Raw genomic sequence first — 16,636 nt, forward strand, 5'->3', positions numbered from 1 at the left:
CGAAGGCGTGAAATCCTTGTTTCGGGGTCGTGGGGCTTGCGGGAAAAAGCGGCGCATCGTATGTTTTGGGAACCGAGGTAACGAATGCAGAAAGCAGAGAAAAACAGCACCGAAGCGCAGGGGCAGCCCGCCGCAGCAGCGGGCAAAAGCCGCAGCGCCGGTAGCGCCGCCTGGTACGCCGGTCCGTACAAGGATGCGCTCATATATCTTATGGTCGCCATATTTTTTGTGGAACTGGTGGTAGGCGGCATCTCATTTTTTTACGGCGTCATGCACTCCGCGCCGGAAGTGCCCGGCGGGCCGCCGCTGGCGCGCTTTCCCTGGTTGGGCTGGGCCGTGGCCGCCGTGCTCGCGCCTGTGGGGCTGATGCTGATAGTGCACCTTTCGGGCACGTATGTTTCGCGCTACCTCGGCAGGGAGGACGCCCAGCAGGCAGACGCTCAGGGCGGCGCAGGGCACGGAGCGGACGACGATCAGGTTCCCGAACGTCTGCGCCGGTTTTACGCCATTATCCGCAATGCGCCGACTGTGGCCCTGTTGCTGGGCATCATGCTGCTGGGCGCTGGGCTGTTTTTTGTGGACGGGGCTTTTTCGGCCATTGTGCGGCTGGGCGGCGCCCTGACCGACTATATCCCCTGGATCGCGGGCAGTCTGGCCGCGCTTATCGCCATGTGCTATCTGGTGCACCGCTGGTTTGTTTACCGGCACCACCGCATGCAGCAGGAATATGAGTATCGGCGCGAAGTGCTGGAGCGCACGGGCATTGTGCTGGTAGACAAAGGCTGCATACCCCTGCCGCAAAACGAAATGCAGCGCCTGGCCCTTGGCGGGCAGGTGGTGGAGGCCAAGGCCCTGCCGCCGGTGCTGGATGCCCGCAACGCGTCGGGCAATGGCGCAGGTTGCAGCGCTCCTGCCGGGCACGACGACGATGTGACCGATGCGGAGATCATCAGCCCCGATGCCGCCACGCCAGCGGCTGGCGCGGCCCCTTCGGACGACCAGACGCATTTGGACGATGCGGCAAGCCCGGACGGGGCGGGCCGTAAAGCCGCAGCCGGGGACGCCGCCGATCAGGCGCAAAAGCCCGGCCAGCAGGGCTAAACTGACAGAATACCGATCGGGTCGGATAACCTGGGGCAAAAAATGAGCATACCCAAACCAGGCACACCTGTCCGCGGCTCGCGAAGCGGCGTGCCGCTTATGGCGCTTTTTGACCTTTTGGGCAAGCGCTGGGCCATGGGCGTTATCTGGCAGCTGCGCAGGGGGCCTGCCACTTTCAGGGGCTTGCAGGCGGTGTGCGAATCCATATCCCCGGCGGTGCTCAACAGCCGTCTTAAAGAACTGCGCGAGGCCCGGCTGGTGTGCGCCACCGACGAGGGCTATGCCCTGACGGATATGGGGGTTGAATTGGGCCGTTTGCTTGAACCGTTTGGAACCTGGGCCATTGCCTGGGCCATGGAAGTGGCCCCGGAGGAAGCTGAACGCTGGAGCGAACTGCTCAGCAAGAGGCTTGCCTAGCGCCTCCCCCGGGGTTTGCTGTTCTGCTTGCGGGCTTCAGGCCGACAGACCGTGCGCAGCCTATTGCTGCGCTGCCTTGATCGCCTTGAGCGTGCGGCCGCCAAGGCCGATGGCATCGGTGCCGTATTCCTCGACAAATACCACAAATTTTTCCTGCGGAACCTGCGTTGCCGCCACGGCGGCAGCGGTCAGGCCTTCAATCAGATTCCTTTTCACTTCTTCAGTGGTGCTGTGCAGAGCTATGGTAATGACAGGCATGGGGTTTCTCCTTGTTGTCTGCGTCTGCGCCTCATGCCAAACGGCGAGGCTGCGGGCGCGTATGGGTGTTTGCCGCGATCGCTATGGATTAAATAGCGCGCTATTAAAAAAATAGCAAGGGCACCCGGAGCGCAACCCAGCCTGAACCTTTTTACCTGGCTGAACGGGGCGGAGGGACTGGCTGCTTTGGTCAGGCCGTCTTGCGTTGTCGGCGTCGCAGCCTTTTGTGCGGATAGCCTGTCAAATATTGGAGAGGGCGCTTGCAAGCGGTGTGTTCACAACGCCGCGACCTGCGTAAGGCCGCGCCTGGCCAGCGCCATATCTGCCAGGGCGTTGATGCAGGCGGCGGCCACGGCTGAGCCGCCCTTGCGGCCCAGCAGGGTAAAGTGCGGCCACGGGCTTTGCCGCAGCAGCTCCTTTGACTGGGCGGCGTTCACAAAGCCCACGGGCATGCCCACAATCAGAGCCGGGGGCTGCGCGCCCTGCGCCAGCACTTCCAGCAGCCCCAGCAGGGCAGTGGGAGCGTTGCCGATAACAACGATGTTGCCGCCCATGTTTTGCGCAATGCTCTCAAGCCCGGCGCGGGAGCGCGTGGTGCCCCGGCGGCGCGCAAGCTCCGCAAGGCCGGGCAGGGCCATAAGCGGCGTTACCGTGACGCCCAGCGGTTCAAGGCGACGCATGGGCAGCCCCGCAGCGGCCATGCGGGTGTCGGTGTACACCGTACAGCCCGCCAGCAGGGCGTTCACGCCAGCCTCCATCCCAGTAGCGGAGAGGCGCAGATCCGCCACAATATCCGTATCGCCGAGGGTATGGACGCAGCGGCGGGCCACCTGCCACAGAGGGCCCTCAAAGGTGCGCGGTTGGGGAATTTCGGCATCTATGATGGCAAAAGAACGGTTTTCTATCTCTGCCGGTGTGCAGGCCGGGTCAAGCTCTGTCGTGATGGGGGTGCGGGATGTCATGGCGTCCTTACGAGCGTTGATCTTTGTTGTATGCCGCGCAGAGGCCCAGCCATGCACGCCAGAAGCGGCGGGAGCCTTCCGGGTAGCAGTGCAGCCATGCCCCGGCCACAGAGCCAAGGCGGCAGCCGTCATCGCGTAAAAAAAGGCCCTGGCTGTCGTACAGCTTCCACAGGGGGCTGCATTGGGGCGGCAGGGGGTCGTTCTGCTCCTGCGCGTAATGAAATTCGTGCCCGCGCACCCACAAGGGGCGGTTGCCGGAGGTGTTGCCTTGGGCGTTTGCCCGCGCGCTCGGTAAAAACCCCGGCGCGGCCGTCGCCGCCCGGTACCCAAGAGCGGCCCTGGTTGCCCCCAGGGCGCAGCTGCGCGGCAAGAGGCCGCTCATGGCGTACTGCCGTCCGTTCAGCTGCAGCGAGCGCATAAGGTACATGTAGCCCCCGCATTCGCCGTACATGGGCATGCCCTGGGCCGCAAGCCGGTGCAGGGCCTCGCGCATGGGCGTGTTGGCCGTAAGGCCCGCCGCGTGCAGCTCTGGATAGCCGCCGGGAAAGTACAGGCCGCTGCACTGCGTGGGAGGGGCGGCGTCGCGCAACGGCGAAAAGGCGACCACCTCTGCCCTGAGTTCGCGCAGCACTGCGGGCAGGTCCGCGTAGCAAAAACTGAAGGCTTCGTCCCAGGCCAGCCCCACCACCAGTTTGCTTCTGCCCCGGCAGGCGGTTGCAGCAGCGACGAAAAAACGGCTTGCTGGCAGCGGCATTGCTGCTGATTCAGACTCCATGGCTTGCGCAGGGCCTTGCCTGCTGTCGGAGTCAACAGTGCACTTGTGCCCGTGCGGGGTGTCGCGTCTGTTTTCTGGCTCGTCTGCCGGCTGCGCGGCGCAGTCTGGCCTGAGGCATGCCGGGGTTGCACCCGCAGGGGTTTGCCCCTGCGCGGGAGCTTCCATGCGGGCAGCCATGCTGGCCGGGTGCAAGGACGAGCGTACCCCTGCAAGGCGGAGCAGCAGGTCAAGGTCGCAGTGGTCTTCGGCCCATTGGGCCAGAGCTTGCCGGTCCACGGCGGGCAGTGCCTCGTGCGCCTCCACCAGCCCCAGGTGACGCGCGGCCAGCGCGGGCGCTCCCTGTCGGGGCAAAAGGCCCAGCAGCGGCACTCCCTCGCTTTTGCCCAGCGGGGCCAGCGATTGCCGCAGCAGGTCGGCGTGCCGGGCGCTGCCCACATGGGTGCAGACCATGCCCAAAAAGCGTAGTGCCCGTCCCTTGGCCCAGGCTGGCCGGTGGTGCAAAAAACCCTCAGCCATGGCGGTCACCGACTGGCCCATGCCTCCCGCGTTGAGCACCAGCAGGATGGGGAGGCCCAGCAGCGAACCCAGATGGGCCGTGCTGCCCGCCCCATTGTGCCCGCCGTCAAAAATACCCATGGCTCCTTCCACCACCAGCAGATCTGGCGGGCAAGGCGCGGCAGTGGTCAGGACGCCTGCCGTCTGCCGATCAGGCAGGCGCATGCGTTCAAAAACGCGCAGCAATCCTTTGGGCAGGCCGCCGCTGGCGCGTAGGGACTGCGAGCCGGGCGACGGCGCGGATTCACGGCACATCCATGTATCGAGGTTTGCGGCAGGCTGGCCGGTAAGGTCGGCGTGAAAGGCAGCGTCGATATAGTCCGGCCCGGTCTTGGCCGCCCGCGCCGCAAGACCCCGTTTGTGCAGAGCGCAGAGCAGGGCCAGCGTAAGAGTTGTCTTGCCGGAATTGCTGCCCGTGCCGCCTATGACAAGGCCGGGTATGCTCGGCTGCGGCTTGGGCATGTGAGCGCTCCGTGCGGCGGCAGGTGGGGTGTGGCCTTGCGGCTGGCGCGGTCAGCGCTGCCGCAGCGCCTCGGCAATGATGGCCGCGTCTTCCTGCGGTCGGGCCTTGAGCTGCAGCTCGGGGTTGCCGCCGGTGCAGGCAAAGCCATCGGGCCCCAGCTCCACAAAACCGGCTGAAACCACGCGGCTGTAAGGCAACTGCTCGCGCATGTCGCTGTGATCCACGCGACGGGGAAAGATAAAGGGCACGGCCTGGCCGGAAAAATCTTCAACGATGAGGTACTTCACAGGAGCCTCCTCAGCGCGCGTCGGGCGCGGTGGGCTTGGCACTGCGGCGGTTTTGCAGATATTGCCGCACGGCCTTGTTGTGGTCGTTGAGGTTGGTGGAAAAGACGTGTTCCCCACCATCGTATTTAGCCACAAAATACAGATAGTTGTGCGCCTCTGGATGCACGGCTGCGCTAAGGGCGGCTGCCCCGAACGAGCATATCGGGCCGGGCGGCAGACCGGGGCGCTGATAGGTGTTGTACAGGTTGTTGGCATCGTCCAGGTCGCGGCGGCGCAGGTTGCCGTCAAAGGCCGGGCCAAGGCCGTAAATGACAGTGGGGTCTGCCTGCAGCAGCATGCCCTTGTCCATGCGGTTTTGGTACACCCCGGCCACGCGGGCGCGCTCCGCATCTATGGCGGTTTCCTTTTCCACAATGGAGGCAAGGATAATCCAGGTCTTGAGCTGGTCGGCCTGGGCCGGTCCCGGTTTTTTGCCGTCGGGCCAGACCTGGGCCGTCTTGCGCCAGAAGTTGTCCACCATGCGTCCGGCAACGGCCCGTGCCTGGGCAAGATCGACGGTTTCGTTTTTCTTGAGCAGATAGGTGTCGGGCATCAAAAAGCCCTCAGCCGTGGCAAAGGGGATGCCGTAGTGACGCAAAAAGTCCGGATCTGTCAAAACCTTGCGAAAATCTTCAAAAACCACAAGCCCCGCTTCTTCCAGCAGGCGCCCCGTCTGCCACCAAGAAAGCCCTTCGGGAATGGTGACGCGGTACAGCACCGGGTGCCCGTTGACCAGTTCATCCAGCACTTTTTCGGGCAGCCAGCCGGTATTGAGGGCAAAGCGGCCAGCCTGCAGGCGGTTTTCCCATTTTTTGTAGCGGGCCAAAAGGTCAAGCTTGCGCGCGTCGGTAACAACGCCCAGCTTGGCAAGCCCGGCGCTCACCTGCGCCAGGCGCGCCCCCGTGGGGACGTCAAAAAAAACATCGCGGCCCGGTGTTTCGGGCGCAGTGGTAAGGAAGGTGTGCGCCTCGTAGGCCACCCATCCTCCGCCTGCCAGGGCCAGCAACAACAGCAGCCCAAGCGCGCGCAACAGTATTTTCATGCTTGTCTCCGCTCCTGGGGCGCCAGCGAAAGAAAGGAGGAAAGGATGCGCACGGCGGCCTGCTGGTCAAGCACAGCCTTGCGTTTGCTCAGTTTGAGCCCCGCCTCGCGCAGGTCCGACCATGCTTCCGCAGAGCTCAGCGCTTCCATCATAAAGAAAAAAGGCAGCGGCACCCTGCGCTTGAGGCGTTCGGTGACATTGCGTATCTGGCGCGTGGTCAGGCTTTCCTCGCCATCAAGCGTGAGCGGCAGGCCCATCACCACCGCCTCTGCGCCAGCCTGCATGATGCGCTCCGCCAGCGCGGCCAGAAAGACCTTGCGGTCGGCAAAGTCCGCAAGCCGCAGGGTCTCGAGAGGAAAGGCCAACCGTCCCTCCGGGTCGGATACGGCAAGCCCGGTGCGGGCCAGGCCGTAGTCTACGCCAACGAATTTCACTGCAAGCCTCATGCTGCGCAAGTTGCGCGTGTTGAACGGTAACCGTCCGCAATATCTGTCTGAGCGGGTGTGAGCAGCCTAAATGATGCCCAACAGCGACAACAGGCCCACGGCGCTGCCGCTGACCAGCGGCCCCAGCACCAGGCCCAGCGCCCCGGTAAACAGCAACAACAAAAGAATGACAAATCCGTAACGCTCGATACTCAGGTAACGATATGCGGTAGTTGCAGGCAAAAAATAGGCCACAACCTTGCTGCCGTCCAGCGGAGGAATGGGGATCAGATTCAGCCAGCCCAGACCAAAATTAATGATTACGCCGGACTGGATGGTCTTGAGCGCAAACACGTAGCTTGAACTCTGCAGCCATTGCTGCGGGGGAAAGAGGAGGATCACCACCCACAGCAAAAGGCCAAAAAGCGTTGCCAGAATAAAGTTTGTCAGCGGCCCGGCAAGAGCTACCAGCATCATATCCTTTGCGGGATTGCGGAAGTTGCGGGGATCTACCGGCACGGGCTTTGCCCAGCCAAAGACAAAGGAGCCGGAAAGGCTCGTGAGCACAAAGGCCAGCAGGCCCATGGGATCAATATGCGGCAGGGGGTTAAGGGTCAGGCGACCCATAAACTTGGCGGTCGGGTCGCCGCAGCGCGAGGCTGCCCAGCCGTGGGCCACCTCATGCAGGATGATGCCCAGAAATGCTGGAACAGCGGCCACAGCCAGGGTGCTCAGCACCTGAGATATATCTAGGTTCAGCATATGTTGCGGTTACCATTTTCCTCTTGGCGCGGCAAGGTCGGCCTAGCCGGACGAGGCCACCTTGCGCACCAGCAGATTGTCTTCGGGCCAGATACGGCGGTCAGGGGTCAGCAGCTGCCCGTCGCGGGCCACGAGGGCGGTTTCTTCCGCAAGACCCAAGGCCTCAAGCAGCTGGCGCGAGGTTTTGGGGCGGGGCAGGGAGAGGTGCTTTTCTTCCGGCTGCAGCAGCACGGCTACGCGCGCGCCGGTGTGCTCGGGCTTGACCACATGGACGCGCGGATCTTGCGCCGCAGGGGTGGATTCGTTGACAGCGGCCGGGCTGGCCGGAGTGGCGGTATCGGTCATGGATGCTCCTACAGGTATTCTTCCAGCAGCGCGCAGGTGGCGCAAACCAGGGGGGAACAGGTTTTTATGAACAGGTTGCCCTTACGCGCGGCGGCCATTCCTTCAGGCGTTGTAAGGTCGTGGCCCAGCACGCCCCGGCACAGCAGGCTGCCGTGCGCCTTGGCAAAGGCTTCGGTAAAGGCGTCGCGCCGGGCGTAAAAGGCTTCTTTTTGCGGGCGGGCGCAGGGGCCGTTTGGCCCGTGCAGCATGCCCAGCACCATGAGCGAGCCGGAGACGCAGCCGCACACTTCTGCCCGCCCCATGCCTGAACCAAAGGCGGAGGCCACGCGCAGGGCGGTTTCTTCCGGCAGGCCAAGTCGGTCGGCAAAGTGGGTCAGCACCTGCTGGGCGCAGATAATGCCCATGTTGAAATTTTCCTGTACTTCGTCCAGTTCAGGCAGCCCGTTCATCCTACATGTCCTTTGTGCAAAAATAATAGGCAAGGGTAACCACGGTCATGCTGGCGGCTCGTAGACCCTGGTTGGCCAAAATAAGCCGCAGGGCCAGCGCCGGGCGAAAAAAACCGGCGTACGACGGAAACTGGTGCCGTATGGCGCGCATGGGGGTGGAAAGGATATTGCCCACCATAAGGGCCAGCACCACGTCGCGCGGCGAAAGCCCGCCAGTCTGCAGCACGCTGCCCGCCGCGCCGAGGGCGGCCCCAAGCTCCGCGGCCAGATGCAGCACAATGATGCCCATGGCCTGGGGTTTCAAAAACGACAGCCAGCCCATGTGGTCGGCCAGCCATGCCTCGGCCAGCGCAAAGTATCCGTAGCGCTGCAAAAGGAACATAAGCACATATATGGGCGCGGTGAAGTAGACGAGCTTGGGCAGACGGCGCAAAAAGCGCCGCCAGGCCTTGCGTAGGGCGTCGGCCCACGAGGTGTCCTGCTCCTTGAGGCTCTGGCAGGCGATGCAGCCGTGCGGCGGCGAGGGCAGCAGCCAGCGCGAAAGCACAACTGTAAAGCCCGTGCGCCCTACGGCGGCCACAAGGGTCAGGGCCACATACACAAGGGCCGGAGTACCCAGCACAGGCCATGTGAGCAGAAAGATGGTGGGCGTATGCACAAGATAGGCGGGCAGGCTGTTGAAAAGGTTTGCCAGCATCAGCTCGTTGCTGGAGAGCTCGCCCAGGTTGTGGCTGTCGGACAAAAGTCCGTTGGCGGCGGCAGGCGACACAAAGGCCAGTGAAAAGCTGGCCCCGGCCACGTCGCGCAGATGGGCGGCGCGGGCCAGAGGTGCGGCAAGGCGCGCCAGATGGCGCGTCCAGCGCAGCGCCTCGAGCAGGTTTGCCACCAGAAGGCCAACAGCCAGCCCCATGAGCAGGCGGACCAACGGCCAGCCAAGTGAATGCCAGAGTGCGGCGAGCGAAAGTGCGGTGTCGGGGGTGGTTGGTGTCATACTGGTTATGTCGGCAACTGGCCTGAAAAACGGAAATTGGCAAAAGCTGGGGGGTGCGCGCCCCTGCGGGCAGCCCCGCAAGGGCAAAGTGGCGGGCCTTGTCAGGCCTAAGGCTTATAGCCTGTGTCGGGGGGCAGATCCCTGCGGCTGGCCTCGGCGCGGGCCAGTACGTCGCAACGCTCGTTTTCCGGATGCCCGGCATGCCCCTTGAGCCAGTGCATGCGTACTTTGTGTGTGGAAAGCATGGGCAGCAGCCGCTGCCACAGGTCGACATTGAGGGCGGGCTTTTTGTCGCTCTTGATCCAGCCTTTTTTTTGCCAGCCCCATACCCAGCGTTTTTCCACACTGTCGCACACGTACTTGGAGTCGGTGTACAGCTCAACCTCGCAGGGGTTTTGCAGCTGGCCCAGAGCCTCCACCACCGCCAGAATTTCCATGCGGTTGTTGGTGGTAAGCTTGTAGCCTCCGGCAAATTCCTTGCGGTAATCCTGCCCGTCAAGTTTGAGCACTGCTGCCCAGCCTCCGGGGCCGGGGTTGCCCAGGCACGAGCCGTCGGTATGAATGGTCACTTTTTGCATTGGCGTCCTTTGCGCTTGTTCCCGCCGAAGCTGTTTCGGCGAGGAGACAGCATACACGGCAACGCACCGCTGGGCAATGCGCCCAGTGAGAAGGCAACCCGCTTCTCAACTAAAAAAGGCCGGGGCATATCAAGCCCCGGCCTTTTGAGTTTGTACCTGTTGGTCTAGTAGCGGTAGAGGTTGGGCTTGTAGGGGCCCTCGACCTTTACGCCGATGTAGTCGGCCTGTTCGGGGGTAAGCTTGGTCAGCTTGACGCCCAGGCGGGCAAGGTGCAGGCGGGCAACTTCTTCGTCCAGCTCCTTGGGCAGGGTGTACACTTTTTTTCCAAGCTTTTCAGAAGCCAGCTTGAGCTGAGCCAGGGTCTGGTTGGTAAAGCTGTTGGACATGACAAAGCTGGCGTGCCCCGTGGCGCAGCCAAGGTTGACCAGACGGCCCTCGGCCAGCACGATGATGCTGCGGCCGGACTTGAGTGTCCATTTGTCCACCTGCGGCTTGATGTTCAGGCGGGTGATGCCGGGGGTGTTTTCGAGATAGGACATCTCGATCTCGCTGTCGAAGTGGCCGATGTTGCAGACAATGGCCTCGTCCTTCATTCCTTCCATGTGCGCGGCGGTGATAACGTGGTAGTTGCCGGTGCAGGTCACGTAGATGTCGCCCTGAGGCAGGGCGTTTTCGACCGTAGTGACTTCAAAGCCCTCCATGGCGGCCTGCAGTGCGCAGATGGGGTCGATTTCCGTCACAAGCACGCGCGCGCCAAAGCCGCGCATGGACTGGGCGCAGCCCTTGCCCACGTCGCCGTAGCCCACAACCACAACTACCTTGCCAGCCACCATGATGTCGGTGGCGCGCTTGATGCCGTCGGCCAGCGACTCGCGGCAGCCGTACAGGTTGTCGAACTTGGACTTGGTGACCGAGTCGTTGACGTTGATGGCGGGGAACAGCAGCGTTCCGGCCGCTTCAAGCTGATAGAGTCGGTGCACGCCGGTGGTGGTTTCTTCCGATACACCCTTTACCTTGGCTGCAACCTTGTGCCAGTGCTGCGGGTCTTCTTTGAGTCGCAGCTTGAGGCGGTCAAGGATGCACTGAAATTCCTTGTTGTCGGTCGGCTGGTCAAGGATGGCGGGGTTGGCTTCGGCCTCCACGCCTTTGTGGATGAGCAGGGTGGCGTCGCCGCCGTCGTCCACAATAAGGTCGGGTCCGCTGCCGTCGGGCCAGGTGAGGGCCATCTCGGTGCACCACCAGTAATCTTCAAGATTTTCGCCCTTCCAGGCAAAAACCTTGGCCAAGCCCATTTCGGCAATGGCGGCGGCGGCGTGGTCCTGGGTGGAAAAAATGTTGCACGATGCCCAGCGGATGTCCGCGCCAAGGGCGTGCAGGGTCTTGATGAGCATGGCCGTCTGGATGGTCATGTGCAGCGAGCCCGTAACCTTGAGGCCCTTGAGCGGCTTGGTGGGGCCGTATTTTTTGATGCATTCCATGAGCCCGGGCATTTCGCGCTCGGAAAGCTGCATTTCTTTTTTGCCAAAGTCTGCCAGCGACATGTCGGCCACTTTGTGGTCAAGGGTCAGGTCAAGGGGTTTGATCATGGGGGTCTCCTATCCGTAATTCTGTTGTGGTCGTTTGCGATATATTACTAAAAAAAGTAACTACTTGTGGTGTCAGCTAACAGGCCTCGGCGCTCAGCAACAGCAGGGTCATGTCCCTGTCAACGGGCATGTGCCTGCACTGCAAAACCCTGAACCCCGCCGAGGCAAGGTCCACGCCGAGCTGCTGTTCGTCAAAGCCGAGCCAGCGGTCGCCATAGCGGATACGCATGGTTTCGTCAGCGTGGCGCTGAAAGTCGGCCACAAAAAGCCTGCCGCCCGAGGCCATGATGCGGCGTATCTCGCGCAGGCCTTCGGCCGGGTCGGAGAGGTGGTGCAGCACAAGGTTGATGCAGGCAAAGTCAGCCTCGTGGTCACGCAGGGGCAAGTGGCTGAGTTCGCCAATGCGCAGCGATACCCGGCCTTCGGCCAGAGCTTCTGGGGCAAAGCGGCGGCGGCAGATCTCGAGCATGCGGGCAGAGCCGTCCACGCCGATGAGGCCGTGCGCCTTGGGCAGCATGCGGGCCAGCACCGCGCCCGTACCGCAACCAAGATCCACTGCGGTGCCGCAGCCAGCGGGTACGGCCTCGCAAACTGCTTCAGAAAGATCAAACGAACCAAGTACTTCGCGGTTAAGCTCGTCCCAGTCTTCCGCAATGGCGTTAAAGAACTGGCGGGTTTTGAGTGCGCGCTCCTCAAGCATCTGGGCGGCCATGTTGATGTCGGCGCGCATGGCCGCATCAGGATGCACAAAGGGGGTAAGGGCACGCAAAAATTCGCGTTCCTCGCCGGAGTGAGGAGTTGCGTAAAATACCCACAGGCCGTCCCGCCGCGAGGTAAGCAACCCCGCTTCGGTAAGTATCTTGAGGTGGCGCGAAACGCGCGACTGCCCCATATCAAGGATGCTGACCAGTTCGTTGACCGAGAGTTCGTAATGCAGCAAGATGTGCACAAGGCGCAGGCGCGTCTCGTCCGAAAGGGCCTTGAAATATAAAAGTGCCATGGCTTTCCTATAAATCAAATTTGATTGATACAAGTATCAATATATCTGGATATAGTCAATGCGCTCAAGCCGCGCCCGTGTTGAGCGCTCACGGCAGCAGGGCAAAACTGGCCGGAACAGATAAATATTCCGCGCCTGGGGTAATCCGGGTTAGCCCGGACCGGAGTTATGGAGCAGTGATGGCAGCCTTTCGCAAACGTCAAAAAGACACGCAACCCGTACCCGCCATGGAGGTTATGGCCTCTGTGCTGGCCGGGCTTGGCGCAGCCCCCGGTCAGGGGGAAACCCGCGCGCGGCTGCAGCAGCTCTGGCTCAACTGGGCAATGGTGATGGGGCCGGAGCTCGCGCCGCTGGCGCGACCCATGGGCCACCACCGCGACCTTTTGCTCATTGGGGCTGAGGACGCCATGCTGGCGCAAGAGCTGCACCTGCTGGCGGGCGAGATGCTTGAGAGGGTCAACGCCTTTATGGAGCAGCCATTCTTTACTGCCATCAAGGTGACCCTGCTCATGGGCAAGGCCGGTCTGGACAAAACCGCAGCCAGTAAAGCCGCGCCTGCAGGTAGCGCCCCCCGACCAAAAAGGCCGGAACCGCCTAACGCCCACGGGCTGTATCTTGAAGCCATGGACCCCAGCTCGCCGGTGGCGCGGGCTTACGCGCGCTTTGTGCGCCAGCGGGGCTGAGACTGGCTGGCGCTATCGCCCGCGCGGCTCTGCCGCAACCGCAATGCGTCCGCCCTGCCAGGCGGGGTTGGCGCAAGGGGCAGGGCCGGGCAGGGATGGGCGCAGCGGCAGCCTTTGCCGACAAAAAGGAGTAAACCGCAAAAGAAAAGTATCTTTTTTAAGTAAAAAATTTAGTATATTACAAAAAATACGTGCTGTTTAAGCATGCGATTTTGTTGTTCGCTTGCTGCGCTTTATTGACAACTCTTCTGCTGCAGTGCTAGTTTTCCCCAACGTTGTTTGGGTATTTGTTGTGACCGTTGCTTGATGGTCTGACCCTGCGGAGGATAATGAATGAACGCGCAGAAAACCATGGAAGACATCTGTCTGAAACAGGACAATGGCTGCGACTTTGCCTTTAGCGGTCGTCTTTTTTCAGAATGCTCATGGTATGATGAATCGCAGGGCACGCTGACCCGCCAAAAGCTCTATGTGACCGAAAGCAACGAGCAGGTGTATTACATTGTGCGTTCCAGCGGTCAGGAACGCAGCCGCCACGCCTACAAGCTTTTCATGCGCGGCGATGTGTGCATTATCCACAACGGCGTTACCGAAATGGCCCTGCAGTTTGAGATGCTTATGCTGGCCGTGCGTGGCCTGTGCGGACTCGAATCCGGCTCTACTCCCTCGCTCTCCATGGTTGAAGAAATGCTCAAGGCCGCCAACGCCTGATATTTCCATATAGCCGCTGCTGGCGCTCACGCGCGGGCAAACGCAACCTCCACATGAAACGGCCCTCTCTCTGAGAGGGCTTTTTCATTTTGAGCTACAGACATTATGGAATATTGCAGGACGGCGCATTGTTTTCACGCAGCCCGACCGCAACAGTTGCGGCCGGGCTGCGGTGATCAATCAGTACAGGCCAAGAAATTTTGGAACAAAGGTTGTGATGGAGGGGAAGGCCGTTATGACGGCCAGCGCAAGCAGGGCTGCCCCAATAAGCGGCAATGCCTCCTTGCTGATCTGCTCCATGGTGAGGCCGCTGATCTTGGCGCCAACATAGAGGTTTACGGCCACAGGCGGCGTAACCTGGCCCACGGCAAGGTTGATTGTCATCATGATGCCAAACCAGACAGGATCCCACTGAAAGTGGCTGACAATGGGCAACATGAAGGGCAGAAATACATAGTAGATGGAAATGGCGTCCAGCAACATGCCTGCAATCAGCAGGATTATGTTGATCATCAGCAGCACTATCCATGGGGTATTGGACATGCCAAGCAAGACGCCAGAACATTTTTCAACCAGCCCAACGGCTGAGCCAACCCACGAATACAGGCCTGCACAGGTGACCACAATCATTACTATCGCAGTTGCCTTGGCAGTTTCTGTCAAAATTTCGATAATAATTTCAAGGCTGTTGATTGTGCGATAAATAAATACGCCCACAAAAAGCCCATAGAATATGGCCACAGCGGCAGCTTCTGTGGGTGTGAAAACACCGCCATAAATGCCGCCAAGAATAACCACGGGGGTCATGATGCCCCAAAATGCTTCGCGCAGCGCCTTGCCGACGGGTTGCTGACGTGGCTTGCCCTTGTATCCGCGTTTGCGCGAGATAAGCAGCACCGCACCCATGATAAAAAAAGCCACAACAATGCCTGGTACAAAACCCGCTGCAAACAGGGCCGGTACCGATACATCCGCAACACCGCCATACACAATGAAGGCTATGCTGGGGGGTATGACAATGGCAAGGCCAGACGTGACAGAAACTGTCGCCGTGGCAAATGCCTTGTCATAGCCAGCCTTGGCCATGCCGGGAATAAGTATGAGGCCCAGGGCAGCCACTGTGGCAGGCCCGGAGCCGCTGACAGCACCCCAAAATGTGGCCACGGCCACAGTGGCCACGGCCAGCCCGCCGGTCATGGAACCCACCAGGGCCTCCATAAGCGCCACAATGCGGGCGGCTATGCCTGCCCGCTCCATGATGTATCCCGCGAGAATAAAGAAGGGTATGGCAAGCAGTGGAAACTTGGCAATTCCTGCAAAGAAATTGTAGGAAAGCATGCTGACGCCCATATCCCACTTCCACACCACAAAAAGGGCGGAAAAGCCCAGCGCGAGGGCAATGGGCACGCGAAAAAGCAGGGGAACAAGAAAAAGCGTCAACAACCAGAAGGCGGGATCGTGAAGCAGTGCGTCCATAGTATCCCCCGCCTAAAAGTTGTTGGTGCGCTGGTCTTCAAAAGCCCTTTGCGCAATGCGGAAAATAATAAGCAGGGAAAACAGCGGGGTGGCAATTGTGTACCACCATACAGGAATCCCCAGGGCCTCAGAGGTCGCGTCAAGATCAATTTCGTCCACGACCTCTGTGAAGCCAGTCCAGCACAGTGCGCCAAAAAAACACACGCCAAGCAGTACAGAGCCCCAGTAGCAGATGCGCCGATAGCGCAGCGGCAGTGAATCGTACAACGCGGTCATGCCCAGATGCCCACCCTCGCGAAAGGCGCGGGCCGTGCCCAGCATAGTTATCCAGACAAAGAAATTGATGGTAATTTCTTCTGTCCATGCAAAAGAAAAAGAAGTGCAGTAACGTACTATCACGTTGATAAATGCGATGACAGCCATTGCAGCCAGTATGAATGCTCCCAGCAGATCCTCAAACCGTTTGTCCAACAGACTCCACATCATTGTACCCATCCCTGAAAAACCCCCCTCGAACGCCCGTGGCGTCATGAGGGGGGTGATGCTATTTTGCTGCGGCCATATCCTGCTCAGCTGCCTTGACCAGATCGGGCCCGATTTTTGCTGCCCAGTCATCGCGCACGGCCTTGGTGGCCTTATGGAACTGCGCAATCTGCTCGGGTGTAAGGCGCGAAACGGTCATGCCGTGCTGTTCAAGGCAGGCATAGGGGTCGTTGATTTCGGGGAGTTTGCCGATTTTTTCCAGATAGGCCTTCGAAGCGCCATCGTCCATGCCAAGGCGGGAGAGGGCCTTGCTGTAGGCTTCCATTTCTTTGGCGCAGGCAAGCAGAATCTGCTGGTCTTCGGGCGTAAACTGTGACCATACAGCGGGATTGATGCCGAGCATCAGCGGGTCAATGACGTAGTGCCAATCGCAGAGAAATTTGTGGAAATCCCATATTTTCAGGGGAATATTGATGCCATTGGTGGGGTTTTCCTGCCCGTCCACAACGCCCTGCTGAAAGCCCGTTGTGGCTTCTGCCCAGTTCATGTTGACGGGGTTTGCCCCAAGCGCACGAAAAGTATCAATAAAAATTGGGCTGCCAACCACGCGGATCTTGAGGCCCTGCATGTCTTCGGGTTTGGTGATGGGGCCTTTGCTTGTGGTCATTTCGCGGTAGCCGTTTTCGCCCCAGCCCAGAAATTTAACGCCCTTATGCTCAACAGCGGCGATCAGCATTGCGCCCGACTTGCCAGCGGTGACCGCATCGATTGCCTTGTAGCGGTCTGGCTGCACGGCCATGAAAAAGGGCAGCGCCGTGAGGTTCAGCTCCTTGATCTGGGGCGACCAGTTGATGGGCGAAGCCAGCGCAAAATCAATGGCGCCGTTGCGCAGCATAAGAAATTCAGAGGTCTGTTTGCCTGCCAGCAGCTGGCTGGAGGGATAGACCTTGATGTTTATGCGGCCATTGGTGCGCTCGTTGACCAGTTCGGCAAAACGGGCAGCTGTGAGGCCCCAGCCAGAGGTGGCGCCAGGAACAACGCTGAGTTTGTACTCTGCCTTGTAGGCCGCCTCAGCCTTCTGCGATAAAGCAAGCAATGCCCCGGCTGACAGCAGGCACACGAACACAACGCCCCATGTCCAACGCATAAAGCCTTTCATATTCACAATCTCCTCATCAAAAGGGTAACAAACAAGACCTTGCCATACATGCGCGGGCAACATGTATGAGCGCCAATCCTTCGCAGCAT

20 protein-coding genes are annotated in these 16,636 nt (G+C 60.6%); 4 read left to right on the top strand and 16 right to left on the bottom strand.

The genetic code is table 11. The features are described from left to right. Window positions 1-84 precede the first annotated feature (84 nt). The gene (locus tag DDIC_RS00155; RefSeq protein WP_211088886.1) at window positions 85-1,101 is read left to right on the top strand and encodes a hypothetical protein; all 1,017 of its coding nucleotides are present in this window, start codon (window positions 85-87) and stop codon (window positions 1,099-1,101) included. Window positions 1,102-1,143: 42 nt separating this feature from the next. After that, entirely contained in the window at window positions 1,144-1,518 is a 375-nt protein-coding gene (locus DDIC_RS00160; protein WP_136398566.1) for a winged helix-turn-helix transcriptional regulator, read from the top strand. Between the two features lie 60 nt (window positions 1,519-1,578). Here DDIC_RS00160 and DDIC_RS00165 read toward each other — a convergent pair whose 3' ends face one another. The 13 genes from DDIC_RS00165 to DDIC_RS00225 form a co-directional block, all read right to left on the bottom strand. Further along, on the bottom strand, window positions 1,579-1,776 hold the full coding sequence (locus tag DDIC_RS00165) for a tautomerase family protein (RefSeq protein WP_136398567.1): 198 nt from the start codon (window positions 1,774-1,776) through the stop codon (window positions 1,579-1,581). Between the two features lie 275 nt (window positions 1,777-2,051). Beyond that, a complete protein-coding gene (locus DDIC_RS00170) occupies window positions 2,052-2,738 on the bottom strand; it encodes a precorrin-8X methylmutase (RefSeq protein WP_136398568.1) in 687 nt (228 codons plus the stop codon). Between the two features lie 7 nt (window positions 2,739-2,745). Next, window positions 2,746-4,530, bottom strand: a complete 1,785-nt coding sequence (locus tag DDIC_RS00175) for a cobyrinate a,c-diamide synthase (protein WP_136398569.1) — start codon at window positions 4,528-4,530, stop codon at window positions 2,746-2,748. 51 nt (window positions 4,531-4,581) lie between these two features. Further along, window positions 4,582-4,818, bottom strand: coding sequence for a hypothetical protein (locus DDIC_RS00180; protein ID WP_136398570.1), 237 nt, complete (start codon window positions 4,816-4,818; stop codon window positions 4,582-4,584). 10 nt (window positions 4,819-4,828) lie between these two features. Then, window positions 4,829-5,899, bottom strand: a complete 1,071-nt coding sequence (gene mltG / locus DDIC_RS00185; RefSeq protein WP_136398571.1) for an endolytic transglycosylase MltG — start codon at window positions 5,897-5,899, stop codon at window positions 4,829-4,831. Beyond that, the gene (ruvX, locus tag DDIC_RS00190; protein ID WP_168732427.1) at window positions 5,896-6,333 is read right to left on the bottom strand and encodes a Holliday junction resolvase RuvX; all 438 of its coding nucleotides are present in this window, start codon (window positions 6,331-6,333) and stop codon (window positions 5,896-5,898) included. The genes mltG and ruvX overlap by 4 nt, the downstream gene beginning before the upstream one ends. A 78-nt stretch (window positions 6,334-6,411) precedes the next feature. After that, window positions 6,412-7,086, bottom strand: a complete 675-nt coding sequence (locus tag DDIC_RS00195; protein WP_136398573.1) for a site-2 protease family protein — start codon at window positions 7,084-7,086, stop codon at window positions 6,412-6,414. A 42-nt stretch (window positions 7,087-7,128) separates the two neighbouring features. Beyond that, on the bottom strand, window positions 7,129-7,431 hold the full coding sequence (locus tag DDIC_RS00200; RefSeq protein ID WP_247647501.1) for a hypothetical protein: 303 nt from the start codon (window positions 7,429-7,431) through the stop codon (window positions 7,129-7,131). 8 nt (window positions 7,432-7,439) lie between these two features. Then, a complete protein-coding gene (locus DDIC_RS00205) occupies window positions 7,440-7,880 on the bottom strand; it encodes a C-GCAxxG-C-C family protein (protein WP_136398574.1) in 441 nt (146 codons plus the stop codon). Window position 7,881: 1 nt separating this feature from the next. Beyond that, complete coding sequence (locus tag DDIC_RS00210) at window positions 7,882-8,871, bottom strand: hypothetical protein (RefSeq protein ID WP_136398575.1); 990 nt, start codon at window positions 8,869-8,871, stop codon at window positions 7,882-7,884. A 107-nt stretch (window positions 8,872-8,978) separates the two neighbouring features. After that, entirely contained in the window at window positions 8,979-9,449 is a 471-nt protein-coding gene (gene rnhA, locus DDIC_RS00215; RefSeq protein WP_136398576.1) for a ribonuclease HI, read from the bottom strand. A gap of 164 nt (window positions 9,450-9,613) precedes the next feature. Then, the gene (gene ahcY, locus DDIC_RS00220; protein ID WP_136398577.1) at window positions 9,614-11,035 is read right to left on the bottom strand and encodes an adenosylhomocysteinase; all 1,422 of its coding nucleotides are present in this window, start codon (window positions 11,033-11,035) and stop codon (window positions 9,614-9,616) included. A gap of 76 nt (window positions 11,036-11,111) precedes the next feature. Next, the gene (locus DDIC_RS00225) at window positions 11,112-12,035 is read right to left on the bottom strand and encodes an ArsR/SmtB family transcription factor (protein WP_136398578.1); all 924 of its coding nucleotides are present in this window, start codon (window positions 12,033-12,035) and stop codon (window positions 11,112-11,114) included. A 179-nt stretch (window positions 12,036-12,214) separates the two neighbouring features. On the opposite strand from DDIC_RS00225, the gene DDIC_RS00230 reads away from it, so the two are divergent. Together DDIC_RS00230 and DDIC_RS00235 are read left to right on the top strand one after the other, a co-directional pair. Further along, entirely contained in the window at window positions 12,215-12,718 is a 504-nt protein-coding gene (locus DDIC_RS00230) for a DUF721 domain-containing protein (RefSeq protein ID WP_136398579.1), read from the top strand. 333 nt (window positions 12,719-13,051) lie between these two features. Then, a complete protein-coding gene (locus tag DDIC_RS00235; RefSeq protein WP_136398580.1) occupies window positions 13,052-13,429 on the top strand; it encodes a hypothetical protein in 378 nt (125 codons plus the stop codon). 180 nt (window positions 13,430-13,609) lie between these two features. On the opposite strand, the gene DDIC_RS00240 is transcribed toward DDIC_RS00235, so the two are convergent. The 3 genes from DDIC_RS00240 to DDIC_RS00250 are packed head-to-tail and all read right to left on the bottom strand — an operon-like array spanning window position 13,610 to window position 16,535. Then, window positions 13,610-14,905: a TRAP transporter large permease gene (locus DDIC_RS00240; RefSeq protein WP_136398581.1), complete on the bottom strand. Its 1,296-nt coding sequence runs from the start codon at window positions 14,903-14,905 to the stop codon at window positions 13,610-13,612. A gap of 12 nt (window positions 14,906-14,917) precedes the next feature. Continuing rightward, window positions 14,918-15,391 carry a TRAP transporter small permease gene (locus DDIC_RS00245; protein ID WP_247647502.1) on the bottom strand — a complete coding sequence of 158 codons (474 nt, stop codon included), beginning with the start codon at window positions 15,389-15,391 and terminating at the stop codon, window positions 14,918-14,920. 58 nt (window positions 15,392-15,449) lie between these two features. Then, the gene (locus tag DDIC_RS00250; protein ID WP_136398582.1) at window positions 15,450-16,535 is read right to left on the bottom strand and encodes a DctP family TRAP transporter solute-binding subunit; all 1,086 of its coding nucleotides are present in this window, start codon (window positions 16,533-16,535) and stop codon (window positions 15,450-15,452) included. Window positions 16,536-16,636: the final 101 nt, after the last annotated feature.

This window comes from Desulfovibrio desulfuricans, from assembly GCF_004801255.1.
Taxonomy (GTDB): Bacteria; Desulfobacterota; Desulfovibrionia; order Desulfovibrionales; family Desulfovibrionaceae; genus Desulfovibrio; species Desulfovibrio desulfuricans_C.

Excerpts from the sequence above, each read along its gene's own strand:
- DDIC_RS00245 (WP_247647502.1), bottom strand. The coding sequence starts at position 15,391 with ATGATGTGGAGTCTGTTGGACAAACGGTTTGAGGATCTGCTGGGAGCA.
- DDIC_RS00225 (WP_136398578.1), bottom strand. The coding sequence starts at position 12,035 with ATGGCACTTTTATATTTCAAGGCCCTTTCGGACGAGACGCGCCTGCGC.
- DDIC_RS00155 (WP_211088886.1), top strand. The coding sequence starts at position 85 with ATGCAGAAAGCAGAGAAAAACAGCACCGAAGCGCAGGGGCAGCCCGCC.
- DDIC_RS00250 (WP_136398582.1), bottom strand. The coding sequence starts at position 16,535 with ATGCGTTGGACATGGGGCGTTGTGTTCGTGTGCCTGCTGTCAGCCGGG.
- rnhA (WP_136398576.1), bottom strand. The coding sequence starts at position 9,449 with ATGCAAAAAGTGACCATTCATACCGACGGCTCGTGCCTGGGCAACCCC.
- DDIC_RS00230 (WP_136398579.1), top strand. The coding sequence starts at position 12,215 with ATGGCAGCCTTTCGCAAACGTCAAAAAGACACGCAACCCGTACCCGCC.
- DDIC_RS00200 (WP_247647501.1), bottom strand. The coding sequence starts at position 7,431 with ATGACCGATACCGCCACTCCGGCCAGCCCGGCCGCTGTCAACGAATCC.
- DDIC_RS00175 (WP_136398569.1), bottom strand. The coding sequence starts at position 4,530 with ATGCCCAAGCCGCAGCCGAGCATACCCGGCCTTGTCATAGGCGGCACG.
- DDIC_RS00210 (WP_136398575.1), bottom strand. The coding sequence starts at position 8,871 with ATGACACCAACCACCCCCGACACCGCACTTTCGCTCGCCGCACTCTGG.
- DDIC_RS00195 (WP_136398573.1), bottom strand. The coding sequence starts at position 7,086 with ATGCTGAACCTAGATATATCTCAGGTGCTGAGCACCCTGGCTGTGGCC.
- DDIC_RS00170 (WP_136398568.1), bottom strand. The coding sequence starts at position 2,738 with ATGACATCCCGCACCCCCATCACGACAGAGCTTGACCCGGCCTGCACA.
- DDIC_RS00205 (WP_136398574.1), bottom strand. The coding sequence starts at position 7,880 with ATGAACGGGCTGCCTGAACTGGACGAAGTACAGGAAAATTTCAACATG.
- DDIC_RS00235 (WP_136398580.1), top strand. The coding sequence starts at position 13,052 with ATGAACGCGCAGAAAACCATGGAAGACATCTGTCTGAAACAGGACAAT.
- DDIC_RS00160 (WP_136398566.1), top strand. The coding sequence starts at position 1,144 with ATGAGCATACCCAAACCAGGCACACCTGTCCGCGGCTCGCGAAGCGGC.
- DDIC_RS00165 (WP_136398567.1), bottom strand. The coding sequence starts at position 1,776 with ATGCCTGTCATTACCATAGCTCTGCACAGCACCACTGAAGAAGTGAAA.
- mltG (WP_136398571.1), bottom strand. The coding sequence starts at position 5,899 with ATGAAAATACTGTTGCGCGCGCTTGGGCTGCTGTTGTTGCTGGCCCTG.
- DDIC_RS00240 (WP_136398581.1), bottom strand. The coding sequence starts at position 14,905 with ATGGACGCACTGCTTCACGATCCCGCCTTCTGGTTGTTGACGCTTTTT.
- ahcY (WP_136398577.1), bottom strand. The coding sequence starts at position 11,035 with ATGATCAAACCCCTTGACCTGACCCTTGACCACAAAGTGGCCGACATG.